At 73.3% G+C, this 14,842-nt stretch carries 14 protein-coding genes and 1 riboswitch; of the genes, 9 read left to right on the plus strand and 5 right to left on the minus strand.

The annotated features are described in order from the left end of the window. Nucleotides 1–3 precede the first annotated feature (3 nt). From sufC to ACK2IS_RS08265, 6 genes are all read left to right on the plus strand, one after another. Nucleotides 4–837, plus strand: coding sequence for a Fe-S cluster assembly ATPase SufC (gene sufC / locus ACK2IS_RS08240; protein ID WP_409482859.1), 834 nt, complete (start codon nt 4–6; stop codon nt 835–837). Beyond that, on the plus strand, nt 837–2,159 hold the full coding sequence (locus ACK2IS_RS08245; protein WP_409482860.1) for a cysteine desulfurase: 1,323 nt from the start codon (nt 837–839) through the stop codon (nt 2,157–2,159). The genes sufC and ACK2IS_RS08245 overlap by 1 nt, the downstream gene beginning before the upstream one ends. Continuing rightward, the gene (gene sufU, locus ACK2IS_RS08250; protein ID WP_409482861.1) at nt 2,159–2,656 is read left to right on the plus strand and encodes a Fe-S cluster assembly sulfur transfer protein SufU; all 498 of its coding nucleotides are present in this window, start codon (nt 2,159–2,161) and stop codon (nt 2,654–2,656) included. Before ACK2IS_RS08245 ends, sufU begins: the two co-directional genes overlap by 1 nt. Continuing rightward, on the plus strand, nt 2,656–2,994 hold the full coding sequence (locus tag ACK2IS_RS08255) for a metal-sulfur cluster assembly factor (protein WP_409482862.1): 339 nt from the start codon (nt 2,656–2,658) through the stop codon (nt 2,992–2,994). Before sufU ends, ACK2IS_RS08255 begins: the two co-directional genes overlap by 1 nt. Before the next feature lie 204 nt (nt 2,995–3,198). After that, nucleotides 3,199–4,491, plus strand: coding sequence for an acVLRF1 family peptidyl-tRNA hydrolase (locus ACK2IS_RS08260; RefSeq protein ID WP_409482863.1), 1,293 nt, complete (start codon nt 3,199–3,201; stop codon nt 4,489–4,491). After that, entirely contained in the window at nt 4,488–5,261 is a 774-nt protein-coding gene (locus ACK2IS_RS08265; protein WP_409482864.1) for a VOC family protein, read from the plus strand. Before ACK2IS_RS08260 ends, ACK2IS_RS08265 begins: the two co-directional genes overlap by 4 nt. Before the next feature lie 138 nt (nt 5,262–5,399). Here the strand turns inward: ACK2IS_RS08265 and ribH are convergent, their stop codons facing one another. The 5 genes from ribH to ACK2IS_RS08290 form a co-directional block, all read right to left on the minus strand. Further along, on the minus strand, nt 5,400–5,876 hold the full coding sequence (ribH, locus tag ACK2IS_RS08270; protein ID WP_409482865.1) for a 6,7-dimethyl-8-ribityllumazine synthase: 477 nt from the start codon (nt 5,874–5,876) through the stop codon (nt 5,400–5,402). Nucleotide 5,877: 1 nt separating this feature from the next. Beyond that, nucleotides 5,878–7,137: a 3,4-dihydroxy-2-butanone-4-phosphate synthase gene (gene ribB, locus ACK2IS_RS08275; RefSeq protein ID WP_409482866.1), complete on the minus strand. Its 1,260-nt coding sequence runs from the start codon at nt 7,135–7,137 to the stop codon at nt 5,878–5,880. Further along, nucleotides 7,137–8,189, minus strand: coding sequence for a bifunctional diaminohydroxyphosphoribosylaminopyrimidine deaminase/5-amino-6-(5-phosphoribosylamino)uracil reductase RibD (ribD, locus tag ACK2IS_RS08280; protein WP_409482867.1), 1,053 nt, complete (start codon nt 8,187–8,189; stop codon nt 7,137–7,139). The genes ribB and ribD overlap by 1 nt, the downstream gene beginning before the upstream one ends. 129 nt (nt 8,190–8,318) lie before the next feature. Next, nucleotides 8,319–8,452: riboswitch (FMN riboswitch) on the minus strand. Nucleotides 8,453–8,538: 86 nt separating this feature from the next. Continuing rightward, nucleotides 8,539–9,153 (minus strand): HAD family hydrolase, encoded by a 615-nt coding sequence (locus ACK2IS_RS08285; RefSeq protein ID WP_409482868.1) that lies wholly within the window; start codon nt 9,151–9,153, stop codon nt 8,539–8,541. Nucleotides 9,154–9,267: 114 nt separating this feature from the next. Next, complete coding sequence (locus ACK2IS_RS08290) at nt 9,268–10,191, minus strand: neutral zinc metallopeptidase (protein WP_409482869.1); 924 nt, start codon at nt 10,189–10,191, stop codon at nt 9,268–9,270. A gap of 162 nt (nt 10,192–10,353) precedes the next feature. On the opposite strand from ACK2IS_RS08290, the gene ACK2IS_RS08295 reads away from it, so the two are divergent. The 3 genes from ACK2IS_RS08295 (at nt 10,354) to ACK2IS_RS08305 (ending at nt 14,778) form a co-directional block, all read left to right on the plus strand. Continuing rightward, nucleotides 10,354–11,952, plus strand: a complete 1,599-nt coding sequence (locus tag ACK2IS_RS08295; protein WP_409482870.1) for an ABC-F family ATP-binding cassette domain-containing protein — start codon at nt 10,354–10,356, stop codon at nt 11,950–11,952. Between the two features lie 80 nt (nt 11,953–12,032). Continuing rightward, nucleotides 12,033–12,863, plus strand: a complete 831-nt coding sequence (locus ACK2IS_RS08300; RefSeq protein WP_409482871.1) for an enoyl-CoA hydratase/isomerase family protein — start codon at nt 12,033–12,035, stop codon at nt 12,861–12,863. Nucleotides 12,864–12,915: 52 nt separating this feature from the next. Then, on the plus strand, nt 12,916–14,778 hold the full coding sequence (locus tag ACK2IS_RS08305; protein ID WP_409482872.1) for an ABC transporter ATP-binding protein: 1,863 nt from the start codon (nt 12,916–12,918) through the stop codon (nt 14,776–14,778). Nucleotides 14,779–14,842: the final 64 nt, after the last annotated feature.

The raw sequence follows: 14,842 nt of genomic DNA on the forward strand, positions 1-14,842 counted from the left end.
CATATGGCAACGTTGGAGATTCGCGACCTGCACGTCACGGTCGAGACCGAGCAGGGCACCAAGGAGATCCTCAAGGGCGTCGACCTGACGATCCGCTCGGGGGAGACCCACGCGATCATGGGCCCCAACGGCTCGGGCAAGTCCACGCTGGCCTACGCGCTGGCCGGTCACCCCCGCTACACCGTCACCCAGGGCACGGTCACCCTCGACGGCGAGGACGTCCTCGCGATGGGCGTCGACGAGCGCGCCCGCGCCGGCATGTTCCTCGCGATGCAGTACCCCGTCGAGGTGCCCGGCGTCACCGTGTCCAACTTCCTGCGCACCGCCAAGACCGCGGTGCAGGGCGAGGCCCCCAAGCTGCGCACCTGGGTCAAGGACGTCAAGACCGCCATGGGCGAGCTGCGCATGGACCCGGCCTTCGCCGAGCGCAACGTCAACGAGGGCTTCTCCGGCGGTGAGAAGAAGCGCTTCGAGGTGCTCCAGATGGAGCTGCTCAAGCCGTCGCTTGCGATCCTCGACGAGACCGACTCCGGCCTGGACGTCGACGCCCTCAAGATCGTCTCCGAGGGCGTCAACCGGGTCATCGCCGGCGGCGACGTGGGCGTCCTCCTGATCACCCACTACACCCGCATCCTGCGCTACATCCAGCCGCAGTTCGTGCACGTCTTCGTGGCGGGCAAGATCGTCGAGGAGGGGGGCCCGGAGCTCGCCGACCGGCTCGAGGAGGAGGGCTACGACCGCTTCGTCAACGCCCCCGCCCCGGCGGCGTCGCCCGCGGGCGCCCCTGCCTCGCCCGCGCTCCCCGCGGACGCCCCCGTCGAGGTCGCGCAGGCCTGATGGTGGCCGAGCCCTTCACCCCCGAGGAGTCGGCCCGGATCCGGGCCGACTTCCCGATCCTCGCGCGCACCGGCCGGGGGGACCACCCGTTGGTCTACCTCGACTCCGGCGCCACCTCGCAGAAGCCTCGCCAGGTCGTCGACGCCGAGCGGCGGTTCTACGAGACCGTCAACGCCGGCGCCCACCGCGGCGCGCACCTGCTGTCCGAGGAGGCCACCGACGCCTACGAGCAGGCCCGGGCCACCGTGGCCCGCTTCGTCGGGGCGGGCGACCCCGACGAGGTGGTGTTCACCAAGAACGCCACCGAGTCGCTCAACCTCGTCGCCTACGCCTTCAGCAACGCCGGCTTCGCGGGTGCGATGGACGGGGTGGCGCCGCAGGTCGCAGAGCGGTTCACGCTCGGGCCGGGGGACGAGGTGTGCATCACCGAGATGGAGCACCACGCCAACCTCGTGCCCTGGCAGGAGCTGTGCCGCCGCACCGGCGCCACGCTGCGCTGGCTCGGGGTGACCGACGAGGGGCGCCTGGACCTGTCGAACCTCGACGAGGTGGTCACCGAGCGCACCAAGGTGCTGGCCTTCACCCACGTCTCCAACGTGCTCGGCACCGTCAACCCCGTCGGCCGGCTCGTCGCCCGCGCCCGCAAGGTCGGGGCCCTGACCGTGCTCGACGCCTGCCAGAGCGCCCCGCACCAGCGGCTCGACGTGCAAGAGCTGGGCGTCGACCTCGCAGCCCTGTCCGGGCACAAGATGCTCGGCCCCACCGGCGTGGGCGTGCTGTGGGGCCGGGCCGAGCTGCTCGCCGCGATGCCGCCGTTCCTCACCGGCGGGTCGATGATCGCGCTCGTGCGCATGGAGACGACGACGTATGCCGCTCCGCCCGCGCGCTTCGAGGCCGGGTCGATGAACGTCGCCCAGGCCGTCGGGCTGGCCGCCGCCTGCGACTACCTCGACGAGCTGGGCCTGGACCGGGTGCAGGCCCACGAGGAGGCGCTCGCGCAGCGGCTGCTCGACGGCCTCGCCGCGCGGCCCTGGGTGCGGGTGATCGGCCCCACCGAGATGACCGACCGCGGTTCGTCCGTCGCCTTCGTCGTCGACGAGGTGCACGCCCACGACGTCGGTCAGGTCCTCGACGACCAGGGCGTGGAGGTCCGCGTGGGCCACCACTGCGCCTGGCCGCTGCACCGCCGGATGCGCGTCGCGGCGACCACCCGCGCCAGCTTCGCGGCATACAACACCGCCGAGGAGGTGGACGCCCTCCTCGCCGCGCTGGACCGCGTCCCCGAGATCTTCGGCCTGGACACCCACCAGGAGGCGAGCTGATGGACCTCTATCAGGAGCTGATCCTCGACCACTCCAAGCACCCGCACCACGTGGGCCTGCGGGAGCCCTTCGAGGCCGAGGTGCACCACGTCAACCCGACGTGCGGGGACGAGGTGACCCTGCGGGTCCACGTCGACCGCACGGAGGGGGCGCCCGAGCAGATCACGCTGCAGGACGTCTCCTACGACGCGCTCGGCTGCTCGATCTCGATGGCGTCGACGTCCATGCTCGCCGAGGAGTGCATCGGTCGCCCGCTCTCGGAGGTCTTCGAGACCTTCGCCGCGATGCGAACCATGCTCACCAGCAAGGGGACCGACCCTGGCGACGAGGAGGTCGTCGGCGACGGGATCGCCCTGGCCGGCGTCGCGCAGTACCCCGCCCGGGTCAAGTGCGCGCTCCTGGGCTGGACCGCCATGGTCGACGCGCTGGCCCGCGCCGGCGTCGACATCAGCAGCACCTCCCAGACCACCGCCGCACCGACCAGCAAGGAGCAGTGATGAGCGAGACCGCCACCACGGGCGCCACGCCGCCCAACGTCGCCGACGTCGAGGAGGCCATGCGCGACGTCGTCGACCCCGAGCTCGGCATCAACGTCGTCGACCTCGGTCTGGTGTACGGCATCACCGTCGACCCCGCCGCCGGCGCCGTCATCGACATGACCCTCACCTCGGCGGCGTGCCCGCTGACCGACGTGATCGAGGACCAGACCGCGCAGGCGCTCGAAGGCCTGGTGACCTCCCACCGGATCAACTGGGTGTGGATGCCGCCGTGGGGCCCGGACAAGATCACGCCGGACGGGCGCGAGCAGCTGCGAGCCCTCGGCTTCAACGTCTGAGCGGCGCAGCACCTCACGGCAGGGTACCTCGGACCATCCAGGTGCCCCGCCGTCGTCGGACGCGAGCACGCCCGGCCACCGGTGCCCGCGGATCCGCCCCGTCTCCTGCGGTCCGCCGGACCCGGGCGTGCTCGCGTCCGGGAGGACCGTCCGGCGTGGTCGGAGCACTATCATCGACGCCATGACGACGCCGCCCGAGAGGCCATGAGCGAGGGTTCGGGCACCGCCCCGCGCACCGTCGAGCTGCCCCGGGAGCGGCTCACCCGCTGGGTCGGGGACCTGCTGGACCGGCACGGCGCGCCCACCTGGTCCCACGACACCGGCGCGATCGTCATCACCTGCGCCGACGGGACCGTGGCCCGGCTCACCGCCCTGGATCTCGCGGGCGCCCCGCAGGTCTCATCGCTGCGCACCCTCGTGGGCTGGCCCGCGGCGAGCCCCCGTCTCGCGCTCGTCCTGGTCCGGCGGGGCCGGTATGCGCTGGGGCTGGCCGACGGGACGACCTTCGTCGCGCACACCGCCGGGTCCCGCTACGTCCAGTCCCGGACGGCTGCGGGCGGCTGGTCCCAGCAGCGCTACGCCCGACGCCGGGCCAACCAGGCGGACGCCCTGATCGACCACGTGGTCACCTGCCTCCTGCGGATGCACGAGGCGCGGGCGGTGGGCAGCTGCGGTCTCGGGTGGGCGCAGGCGCTGGCCGTCGGGGGCGACCGCGGGCTCGTGGACCGGGTCCTGGCCGACCCCCGGCTCGCGGCGTGGGCGGACCTGCCGCGCTACCAGGCCTTCGACATACCGGACCCGACGCACGAGGTCCTGCGCACCGTGCTGGCTCGCGCCCGGTGCGTGCAGGTGCGCGTGACCGACCCCGTGGGGCGTCCGGCGACCGTCGGTGGCAGAGTAGCCACCATGACGTCGACGGAGATGTCCAGCGCCCGTAGGCTGCTCCCCGCCGCAGCAGCCGCGGTGACGGATCTGGTGCAGCGGCTGCCAGAAGAGGCCTGGTCCCGCCCCAGCCCCTGCGAGGAGTGGACCGTGCGGGACGTGCTGAACCACCTCACCGCGGAGCACCTCTGGGCGCCCAGGCTGCTCGCGGGGGAGACGCTGGCGGACGTGGGCTCGGACCACGACGGCGACGTCCTGGGGTCGGACCCGGTCGGAGCCTGGTGCGCGGCCGTCGAGCGGTCCCTGGCGTCCTGGCAGGCGGTCGAGGACGAGTCCCGGGTGCTGGTGATGTCCTTCGGGCAGTGCCCGATCCGCGAGTATGCCGAGCAGATGCTCGTCGACCTCACCGTGCACGGGTGGGACCTGGCCCGCGGCGCGGGTGAGCGCTGGACGGCCGTGCCGGAGGCCGTCGACGAGTGCCTGCGCTACGAGACGCCGCGGGTGAGCGGGGGCGGTGTCGAGGGCATCTTCGCCCCGCCGATGGCGACCGGTTCCCGCGACCGGCTGGACCAGCTGGTCGCCCTGCTCGGGCGCGAGCCGGGGTGGCGGGCATGATCGCCTGGGTGACGGCCTTCGTCGACGTGCCGTCCGCGAAGGTCCCTGCGGCAGCGGACTTCTGGAGCGCGGTGACCGGGTCCACGATGTCGCCCGTGCGCGGCCACGCGGGTCAGTTCTCGACCTACCTGCCCCGCGACGGGGACCCGCACCTGCGCCTGCAGGACGTGGGCTCCGGCGGGCCCGGCGCGCACGTCGACCTGCACTGCGTCGATCCCGAGGGGGTTGCCACCGTCGGTGAGGCCGCGGGCGGCACGGTCGTGCACCGCGAGCCCGGTTCAGTCGTGCTGCGCTCGCCCGGAGGCTTCGGGGTGTGCTGCGTCGGCCACGAGGGCGAGGGCGCGCTGCCGTCCCCGGTGGCCGACGAGCGGCTCGACCAGATCTGCGTGGACGTCCCCGCCGACCGCTGGGACATCGAGCTGACCTGGTGGAACGCGCTGACCAGCTGGCACGTCCACCAGGTCTCCCGCCGCGCCGACCTGATCGTGCTGCAGCCGCCGCGCCCCAGCGCGATGCACATCCTGCTGCAGCGCCTCGACGACTCCGGCGGGCCGGTCGTCGGGCACCTGGACATCGCGGTCGGGGAGCGGCAGGAGCGCCTCGAGCAGGCGACCGCACGACACACGAGCCTGGGCGCCGACTTCGTCTCCGAGCATCCCTGGTGGCACGTGATGCGGGCGCCCGACGGCTCGACCTACTGCCTGACCAGGCGCGAGATCGAGCCGTCCGGCGGCGTGGCCGCGCGTCCGGTCGCAGCCCGGCCCCGCTGACCAGGGCGACGGGAGAGCGCAGCGCAGGCGCTCTCCCGTCGTCCCGGTCAGGCGCCCGGTCGGCGGACGAGCAGGCCACGCTCCGCAGGGATCTGCTCGACCGGGCGCATCGCCTGCGGGTCCGGGCCCGGCGTCAGGTCAGGCGCGAGCCTCCAGGTCGCGCAGCGTGACCGCCATCGCGATCGCCGCGGTCGCGGCCTCGTGGCCCTTGTCCTCCCGCGACCCGGGCAGCCCCGCGCGGTCGATCGCCTGGGCGTCGTCGTCGCAGGTCAGCACCCCGAATCCCACCGGCACGCCGGTGCGCACAGACACCTCGGTCAGGCCCTGGGTGGCGGCGCTGCAGACGTAGTCGAAGTGCGGGGTGCCGCCCCGGATCACCACGCCGAGGGCGACCAGCGCGTCATACCGCGGCGCCAGCCGGGCGCAGGCCACGGACAGCTCGAAGGTCCCTGGCACGCGGACGACCTCGGGCAGGTCGACGCCGGCGTCGGCGCAGCCGCGGCGCGCCCCGTCGATCAGGCCGTCCATGACCTGGTCGTGCCACGAGGACGCGACGATCGCGACGCGCAGGCCACTGCCGTCGACGGTGAGGGTGGGGGAGCCGTGTCCGGCCATGTCATGCCTCCTGGGCGAGCGTGGGTGCGAGGTGGGCGTCGTCGGGCTCGACGACGGGGAGGTCGGCGGGCAGCAGGTGGCCCATGCGGGTGCGCTTGGTGCGCAGGTAGGCCGCGTTGGCGGGGTTGGGTGGGACCAGCGAGGGCTCCACGGCGGTGATCTCGATGCCGGCCTCGGTCAAGGAGGCGACCTTGTCGGGGTTGTTGGTGATCAGCCGGATCCGGGTGAGGCCGAGGTGGTGCAGGACCGCAGCCGCCCCGGCATACTCCCGCGCGTCGACCGGCAGCCCGAGCCGGGTCTGGGCGTCCACGGTGTCGGCGCCCTCGTCCTGCTGGTGGTAGGCCGCGAGCTTGGCGAGCAGCCCGACGCCGCGCCCCTCGTGCCCGCGGACGTAGACCACGACGCCGCCCTCGGCCGCGACCCGCGCCAGGGCCTGGTCGAGCTGGGGCCCGCAGTCGCACCGCAACGACCCGAAGGCGTCGCCGGTCAGGCACTCGGAGTGCACCCGCACGACCGGCGAGTCTGCCTGCAGGCCGAGGGGACTCACGAGGGCGACGTGCTCGGCGCCGGTCAGCAGGTCCTCGTAGCCGTAGGCCGTGAAAGCGCCGTGGCGGGTGGGCACCGTGGTGCGCGCGGCCAGGCGGACCCGGTCGTGGCGCTCCCGGTGGCGGACCAGCGAGGCGATGGTGACGACGGGCAGGCCGAGCTCGGCGCCCAGCGCGAACACCTCCGGGGTCCGCATCATCTCGCCGCTGTCGTGGACCAGCTCGCCGATCGCGGCGACGGGCTCCAGCCCGGCGAGGCGGCACAGGTCGACCGAGGCCTCGGTGTGACCGCGGCGCACGAGCACCCCGCCGTCGCGGGCGCGCAGCGGCACCACGTGGCCGGGGCGGATCAGGTCGGTGGGCTCGGAGGCCGGGTCGGCGAGCACGTGCAGGGTGCGGGTGCGGTCGGCGGCGCTGATCCCCGTGGTCACGCCCACGGCGGCGTCGACGGTGACGGTGTATGCCGTGCGCAGGCTGTCCTCGTTGCGGGCGACCATGAGCGGCAGCGCCAGTCGGTCGGCGCGCTCCTCGGTCATCGGCGCGCAGACATAGCCCGAGGAGTGCCGGATCGTCCACGCGAGCCACTCGGTGGTGACGGTCTGCGCGCAGACCACGACGTCGCCCTCGTTCTCGCGGTCGACGTCGTCCAGGACGAGCACCGGTCGGCCCTCGCGCAGCGCCTGCAGTGCCTCCTCGATGGGGGACTCGGTGTGCATCAGCACCCTCCGATCGGGTTGGGGGTCATGGTGATCCGCACGTCGCCGTCGAGCACGGTCACGTCGGTGGTGGTCAGGCGCACGGCGTCGGCCATGGTGGCGACGCCGAGGTCGGCGACGGCGGGGGAGCCGGCTCCGAGCAGCACGGGCGCGACGTAGGCGATCACCCGGTTGAGGAGTCCTGCTGCGAGCCAGGCCGATCCGAGGGTGGGCCCGCCCTCGAGCCAGACATGGCGGATGCCGCGGGCGTGCAGCTCGGCCAGGGTCTGCGCCGGATCCTGGTGGGGGAGCAGGAGAGTCGGCGCCGCGTCGTCGAGCACCCGCGCGGTGCGCGGCAGCTCGCGCGAGCCGACGACCACGCGCAGCGGCTGCTGCTCGGCGAGGGCGCCCTCGTGGCGGACCGTCAGGTGCGGGTCGTCGGCCAGGGCGGTGCCGGTCCCGACGACCACGGCACCGGCCGTCGCGCGCAGCCGGTGCACGTCCTCGCGGGCGGCCGGGCCGGTGATCCAGCGACTGGTGCCGTCGGCCGCGGCGCTGCGCCCGTCCAGGGTGGCGGCGAGCTTCCAGGTGACGAAGGGTCGCCCGGTGCGGGCGGCGTGGTCGAACCAGGGGTTGAGGTCCGTCACCTCGGGGACCGGGACCAGGTCGGCGGCGATGCCCGCGGCCCGCAGGGTGTCGGCGCCCCCGGCAGCGGCGGGGGAGGGGTCGGTCGCGGCATACACCACCCGGGCCACACCCGCCTCGACCAGGGCCTCGGCGCACGGGCCGGTGCGGCCGGTGTGGTTGCACGGCTCGAGCGAGACATAGGCGGTGGCGCCGCGGGGCTCGTGGCCCGCCGCGAGCGCGGCAGCCAGGGCGGCGGTCTCGGCGTGCGGCGTGCCCGCGCCGCGGTGCCAGCCCTCGCCGATCACCTCGCCGTCGGCGGCGACGAGGACGCAGCCGACGCGGGGGTTGGGGTCGACGACCGGTCCGCGGGTGGCGAGGCCGACGGCACGCCGCAGGAGCAGCACGTCTCGCTCGGGCGTCTCGTGGTCGGTGGTGCGGTCGTCCATCGTCTCTCTCCGTGCTCGTCGGGCGAGCAGGTGCTCGCCTCGCGAGCTCCGGGGACGACGGCGACGGGCGGCCGGGCGGCACGTGGACGCGCCGCAGGTCACCCTGCGTCGAGGCACCCTGGCGGGACCTCTCGTGCTGCCTCCCATCCGGACTTTCACCGTCGGTCCTGGAGTTCCACCAGGTCAACCGCCCACCTCGAGAGGTGGTCGGGTCGCGGACTGTCACCGCCGGCTCGGAATTGCACCGACCCCGGAGCACGTATCTCGCATGATGCCACAGGCCCGCGGGCTGACCGTCACCGTCCTGCCGGGCGCCACCTGTCTGCGCCACGTGCCCCTGGTGGCGGGGTCAGGACAGGCGGGTGACGACCTCGGGCAGCTCGGCGAGGGTCCGTATGACGGCGGCTGCGCCGGCGTCCCGCAGCGCGTGCTCGTCGTGGCCGCCGGAGACCACGGCGATCCCGACGGCGCCGGCCAGGCTCGCGGCGTGCATGTCGGCGATGTGGTCGCCGACGTAGAACGCCGCCTTCTCCTCCTGGATCGGGATGGCCTTCTGCTCGCCGAAGAGGTCGCCGCGGAAGCCGTCGAGCAGGTGTGCCAGCCCGGCGTCGGCGAGGGAGGCCTCGACGGCGGGGGTGTTCTTCGCCGAGACCACGAAGGACCGGAAGCCGTTGGCGTGCAGCCACTCCAGGGCCTCGACGGCACCCGGCATGGGGGCGATGGCGCCGGGCCGGTCCACGTCGTAGGCCTGGCGGTACAGCGGGGTGAACACCGCCTCGTCGGCGCCCGGGGACACCTGCGCCAGGATCTGGCCGAGCGGGTAGCCGAACCAGGGTCGGAAGGCCTCGGCATCGACGTCGGGCCGCTGCATGGCGCGCAGCGCCGAGCGGAAGGACCCCACGATCCGCTCCTGGGTGTCCACGAGGGTCTGGTCGAGGTCGAAGCCGATGGTGCGGGACGTCATCCGGTCATGATCGCGCACGTCACGGCGCGACGAGGCCCGAGGCCCCCGGACAGGCCGCAGGCCCGAGCCCCGGGACGGGATCGGGCCTGCGCGCGGGCTCTGCGGGGCCGTTGGTCACTCGACCCGGTCGACGGCGAAGGTGTTGCAGGTCTGCAGGCTGCCCTGCTGGTAGCCCTTGAGGAACCAGCGCTGGCGGGCCTCGGAGGAGCCGTGGGTCCAGGACTCGGGGTTGACCTGGCCGGAGCCCATCGTGGACTGGATGTGGTCGTCACCGACGGACTTGGCGGCGGACAGGGCGGAGTGGATGTCCTTCTCGGACAGCGGCTTGATGAAGGTGCGGCCCTGGGCGTCCTGGGTGGTGCTGGCGTCCTTGGCCCACATGCCGGCGAGGCAGTCGGCCATGAGCTCGATGCGGACGCCGCCGGACTGCGGGCCCTGCGGGTCCTGCTGGGCCTTCTGCAGCAGGCCGAGCTGGTTCTCGATGTGGTGGCCGTACTCGTGGGCCACGACGTACTCCTGCGCGAGCGCGCCGTCGTCGGCACCGAACTGGGTGCGCAGCAGCGAGAAGAAGGAGGCGTCGATGTAGACCTTGCGGTCGGTGGGGCAGTAGAACGGGCCGACCTGGTTGGACGCGGTGCCGCACGCGGAGCGCGTCTGGCCCTGGTAGAGGTTCGTCTTGGCCGGGACGTACTGGCGACCGGCCTGCTCGGGCAGCGCCTTCTTCCAGTAGGCCTGGACGGAGTTGACGGTGCCGACCACGCGGCACTCGACGTCGGTGTTGCCCTGGGCGCCGGTCTTGCAACGGTCCAGGTCGGCCGCGCTGCCCGTGCCGGCGCCCTGCTGCTGGCCGGCGCTGCCGGTGGACGGGAGGCTGACGTTGCCGCCACCGCACATGTTGAGCAGCAGCACGACGATCAGACCGAGGAGGCCGAGGCCGCCACCGCCGCCGAGGATCATGCCGCCGGGGCTCATGCCACCGCCGCCACCGCCCCGCTCGACCTGACTGGTGTCGAACTGGGCATCGTCGTTGAAGCTCATCCTTGCTCCTGACTCGTGCGGACGCCTGAATGGTCCGGCAGGCGTGGCCGTAGACTAACTCGGCCGCCTCGCGCGCCGAGGTCGACCTGGGGTGATTGCTCACGACCTGTTACCCACCCTCGGGACCTGCCAGACAAACCCCTCACGAAGGACCCCACACACGTGATCGCCGCGACCGACATCGAGCTGCGCGCCGGCGCCCGGATCCTGATCGACCACGCCTCCTTCCGGGTGGCGGCGGGCGATCGGATCGGGCTGGTGGGCCGCAACGGCGCCGGCAAGACCACCCTCACCAAGGTGCTCGCCGGGGAGGGCCAGCCCGCCGCCGGACAGGTCACCCGCTCCGGCACCGTCGGCTACCTGCCGCAGGACCCGCGCACCGGTGACCTCGCCGTCCTCGCCCGCGACCGGATCCTGTCGGCCCGCGGCCTGGACGTGATCGTGCGCAAGATGCGCGAGACCGAGGGGGCGATGGCGTCCGCCGACGTGGCGACCCACGAGGCGGCCATGGAGCGCTATCCCAAGCTGCAGGCGCGCTTCGACGCGGCGGGCGGGTATGCCGCGGAGTCCGAGGCGGCGACCATCGCGGCGGCGCTCGGCCTGGAGCAGCGCATCCTGGGCCAGCCCCTCTCGACCCTGTCCGGTGGTCAGCGCCGCCGGGTCGAGCTCGCGCGGATCCTGTTCTCCGGCAACGAGACCCTGCTGCTGGACGAGCCTACCAACCACCTGGACGCCGACTCGATCGTCTGGCTGCGGGACTACCTGAAGACCTACAAGGGCGGGCTGATCGTCATCAGCCACGACGTCGACCTGCTCGACCAGGTGGTCAACAAGGTCTTCCACCTGGACGCCAACCGCGCGACCATCGACCAGTACAACCTGGGCTGGAAGGCGTACCTCGCCCAGCGCGAGACCGACGAGAAGCGCCGCAAGCGGGAGCGGGCCAACGCCGAGAAGAAGGCCTCGACCCTGCTCGCCCAGGCCGCCAAGATGGGGGCCAAGGCCACCAAGGCCACCGCCGCCCACAACATGGCCCGCCGCGCGGAGCGGATGCTGGACGGCCTGGAGGGCGAGCGGCAGCAGGACAAGGTGGCGCACCTGCGCTTCCCGGACCCCGCGCCCTGCGGCAAGACGCCGCTCATGGCGCGCGGACTGTCCCGGTCCTACGGCTCGCTGGAGGTCTTCACCGACGTCGACCTGGCCATCGACCGCGGCTCCAAGGTCGTCGTGCTCGGCCTCAACGGCGCCGGAAAGACCACCCTGCTGCGGATGCTCGCGGGCGTGGACACCCCGGACACCGGCGAGATCCTGCCCGGTCACGGCCTCAAGATCGGCTACTACGCCCAGGAGCACGAGAACCTCGACACCGACCGGTCGGTCCTGGACAATATGAAGTCCGCCGCCCCCGACCTCGGCGAGACCGAGGTGCGCAAGGTGCTCGGCTCCTTCCTGTTCAGCGGCGACGACGTGGACAAGCCCGCCGGGGTCCTCTCCGGCGGCGAGAAGACCCGCCTGTCCCTGGCGCTGCTGGTGGTCAGCTCGGCCAACGTGCTGCTGCTCGACGAGCCCACCAACAACCTCGACCCGGCCTCGCGGCAGGAGATCCTCGGCGCGCTGCGGACCTTCACCGGGGCCGTGGTGCTGGTGTCGCACGACGAGGGCGCCGTCGAGGCCCTCGAGCCCGAGCGGGTGCTGGTGCTGCCCGACGGGGTCGAGGACCTGTGGGGCGTCGAGTACCTCGACCTGATCTCGCTGGCCTGACCCGGCGCCGCTGCCTGGCTCGGTGCGGACCCGCGCGGGCGCCCAGGGGGTAGGTCGGCAGGTCGGACTAGGGTGACGCCATGGCCCAGCACCCGCACCTGCGCGTCGACACCGACGGCCCCGTCCTCACGGTGACGCTCGCCAACCCGGCAGAGCGCAATGCCCAGACCCCCTCGCTGTGGGCCGCCCTCGCCGCGGTGGGGGAGCAGCTGCCGGAGGTGGTGCGCGTCGTGGTGCTGCGGGCCGAGGGGGAGAGCTTCTCCGCCGGGCTGCACCGCGGCATGCTGGCGCCAGGGGGTATGCCGGGAGAGCCGGACCTGGTGCGCCTGGCCACGGGTGACCCGACGGGGGCGGCCGAGGCGATCGCAGGCTTCCAGCGGGCCTTCCGGGTGTGGCAGGAGATCCCGCAGACCGTGGTCGCCGCCGTGCAGGGGCACGCGATCGGGGCGGGCTTCCAGCTCGCGCTGGCCGCCGACCTGCGGGTGTGCGCCGACGACGTGGCCTTCGCCATGCGGGAGACCAGCCTGGGGCTGGTGCCCGACCTGGGCGGCACCCGCCCGCTCGTCCGGCTCGTCGGGCACGCCCGGGCGCTGGAGATCTGCGCGACCGGACGCGCCGTGGGCGGCGCCGAGGCCCAGGCGATCGGCCTGGCCACCGTGGTCGTGCCGCGCCCCGAGCTGGACGCCACCACCGACGACCTGGTCTCCGCGCTGCTCGAGGCACCGGCCGGGGCGCTGCGCGAGCTCAAGCCGCTGCTGGCCTGCGCCGTCGACGCCGACCTCGACACCCAGCTGCGCGTCGAGCGGGCGGCCCAGGTCCGGTGCCTCACCGCCCTGGCCCGGGCCCACGTCGGCGCGCAGCCGCAGGTGGGGATGGCCTCACCGGACCGCGGGGAGGGTGGACGCCGTTGACCGGCATACGACGGCTGACCGATCCGGCTGCACCCGTCCCTGAGGTGACGCGATGAGCATGCAGGGCGGCTGGCAGATGATGCGGTCGCTGACCAAGGACGCCTCGGTCAAGGACCGCAAGCTGGCGCCCGGGACGGCGCGGCGGGTCCTGGGCTATGCCAAGCCCTTTCGCACGCCGATCGCGGTGTTCCTGGTCCTAATCCTGCTCGACTCCGCGCTCGTGGTCGCGACCCCGCTGCTGCTGGGCAGGATCGTCGACGAGGGCGTGCTGCCCGGCGACCGCCGGGTCGTGGTCACCCTCGCGTTGGTCGTCGCGGGCATCGCGGTGCTCAACGCCGTCCTCGCCCTGGCGCAGCGGTGGTTCTCGGCGCGGATCGGCGAGGGGCTCATCTACGACCTGCGCACCCAGGTGTTCAGCCACGTCCTGGCCCAGCCGATCGCGTTCTTCACCCGCGCGCAGACCGGGGCGCTGGTCACCCGGCTCAACTCCGACGTCATCGGCGCGCAGCAGGCCTTCACCACGATCCTGTCCTCGACCGTCAGCAACGTCGTGTCGGTCGTGTTCATCCTCGTGGCGATGGCCAGCAAGTCCTGGGTGCTGACGCTGGCGGCGGTCGCGCTGCTGCCGGTCTTCCTGGTGCCGGCCCGGCTCATGGGGCGCCGGCTCGCGGGTCTGTCGCGGGAGTCGATGGGGCTCAACGCCGAGCTCGGGACCCGGATGACCGAGCGGTTCAACGTCGCCGGAGCCCTGCTGGTCAAGCTCTTCGGGCGGCCGGAGGACGAGGCCCGGGAGTATGCCGCGCGCGCCGGCCGGGTCCGCGACATCGGCATCAAGATCGCGCTCAACCGCACCTTCTTCTTCACCGGGCTGACCTTCGTCGCGGCGCTGGCCACCGCGCTGGTCTATGGCCTCGGCGGTCTCATGGCGATCGACCGGTCCCTGTCCGTGGGCGCCTTGCTCGCGCTGGCCGCGCTGCTCGGACGGCTCTACGGACCGCTCACCCAGCTGTCGAACGTCCGGGTCGACGTGATGACGGCGCTGGTGAGCTTCGAGCGGGTCTTCGAGGTGCTCGACCTGCAGCCGCTGGTCCGCGAGGCCGCCCGCCCGGCGGCGATCCCGGACCGCGCCGTGGCCGTGGACTTCGACGACGTCGTGTTCCGCTATCCCGGGGCGGACGAGATCTCCCTGGAGTCCCTGGAGCAGGGCGGGGCGACCGGTGACCGGGCCGCGGGCGGTGAGGTGCTGCGCGGCGTGACCTTCCACGTCGAGCCGGGCCAGCTGGTCGCGCTCGTCGGGCCGAGCGGTGCCGGCAAGACCACGATCACCTCGCTGGTGGCGCGGCTCTACGACCCCACCTCGGGTGTCATCCGGGTGGGTGGCGTGGACCTGCGCGAGGCGTCCTTCGACTCGCTGCACGACGTCGTCGGCATGGTCACCCAGGAGGCGCACCTCTTCCACGACACGATCCGCGCCAACCTCGACTACGCCCGGCCCGGCGTCAAGGAGGCGGACGTGTGGGCCGCCCTGGAGGCGGCGCAGGTCGCCGAGCTGGTGCGCCGGCTGCCGGAGGGCCTGGACACCGTCGTGGGCGACCGGGGGCATCGGCTGTCCGGCGGGGAGAAGCAGCGCCTCGCCATCGCCCGGCTGCTGCTCAAGAGCCCCGGCCTGGTGATCCTCGACGAGGCCACCGCGCACCTGGACAGCGAGTCCGAGGCCGCGGTGCAGCGCGCGCTCGACACGGCCCTGCACGGGCGCACCGCCCTGGTGATCGCCCACCGCCTGTCCACGATCCGCGGCGCCGACGTGATCCTGGTCGTCGAAGGCGGCCGCATCGCCGAGCAGGGCAGCCACGCCGAGCTGCTCGCCCGCGGCGGGCTCTACGCCGAGCTCTACCGCACCCAGTTCGCCGAGTAGCCTGTCGGCCACCCAGCGAGATCGTGGATGCCCACGACCGGCTCGCCGACGTGGCATCCACGAT

The organism is Arsenicicoccus dermatophilus, assembly GCF_046267915.1.
Taxonomy (GTDB): Bacteria; Actinomycetota; Actinomycetes; order Actinomycetales; family Dermatophilaceae; genus Arsenicicoccus; species Arsenicicoccus dermatophilus_A.

Coding starts and splice junctions, on each gene's coding strand:
- sufU (WP_409482861.1), top strand. CDS start 2,159: ATGGACCTCTATCAGGAGCTGATCCTCGACCACTCCAAGCACCCGCAC.
- ribH (WP_409482865.1), bottom strand. CDS start 5,876: ATGGCCGGACACGGCTCCCCCACCCTCACCGTCGACGGCAGTGGCCTG.
- ACK2IS_RS08265 (WP_409482864.1), top strand. CDS start 4,488: ATGATCGCCTGGGTGACGGCCTTCGTCGACGTGCCGTCCGCGAAGGTC.
- sufC (WP_409482859.1), top strand. CDS start 4: ATGGCAACGTTGGAGATTCGCGACCTGCACGTCACGGTCGAGACCGAG.
- ACK2IS_RS08300 (WP_409482871.1), top strand. CDS start 12,033: ATGGCCCAGCACCCGCACCTGCGCGTCGACACCGACGGCCCCGTCCTC.
- ACK2IS_RS08260 (WP_409482863.1), top strand. CDS start 3,199: ATGAGCGAGGGTTCGGGCACCGCCCCGCGCACCGTCGAGCTGCCCCGG.
- ribD (WP_409482867.1), bottom strand. CDS start 8,189: ATGGACGACCGCACCACCGACCACGAGACGCCCGAGCGAGACGTGCTG.
- ACK2IS_RS08285 (WP_409482868.1), bottom strand. CDS start 9,153: ATGACGTCCCGCACCATCGGCTTCGACCTCGACCAGACCCTCGTGGAC.
- ribB (WP_409482866.1), bottom strand. CDS start 7,137: ATGCACACCGAGTCCCCCATCGAGGAGGCACTGCAGGCGCTGCGCGAG.
- ACK2IS_RS08255 (WP_409482862.1), top strand. CDS start 2,656: ATGAGCGAGACCGCCACCACGGGCGCCACGCCGCCCAACGTCGCCGAC.
- ACK2IS_RS08290 (WP_409482869.1), bottom strand. CDS start 10,191: ATGAGCTTCAACGACGATGCCCAGTTCGACACCAGTCAGGTCGAGCGG.
- ACK2IS_RS08245 (WP_409482860.1), top strand. CDS start 837: ATGGTGGCCGAGCCCTTCACCCCCGAGGAGTCGGCCCGGATCCGGGCC.
- ACK2IS_RS08305 (WP_409482872.1), top strand. CDS start 12,916: ATGAGCATGCAGGGCGGCTGGCAGATGATGCGGTCGCTGACCAAGGAC.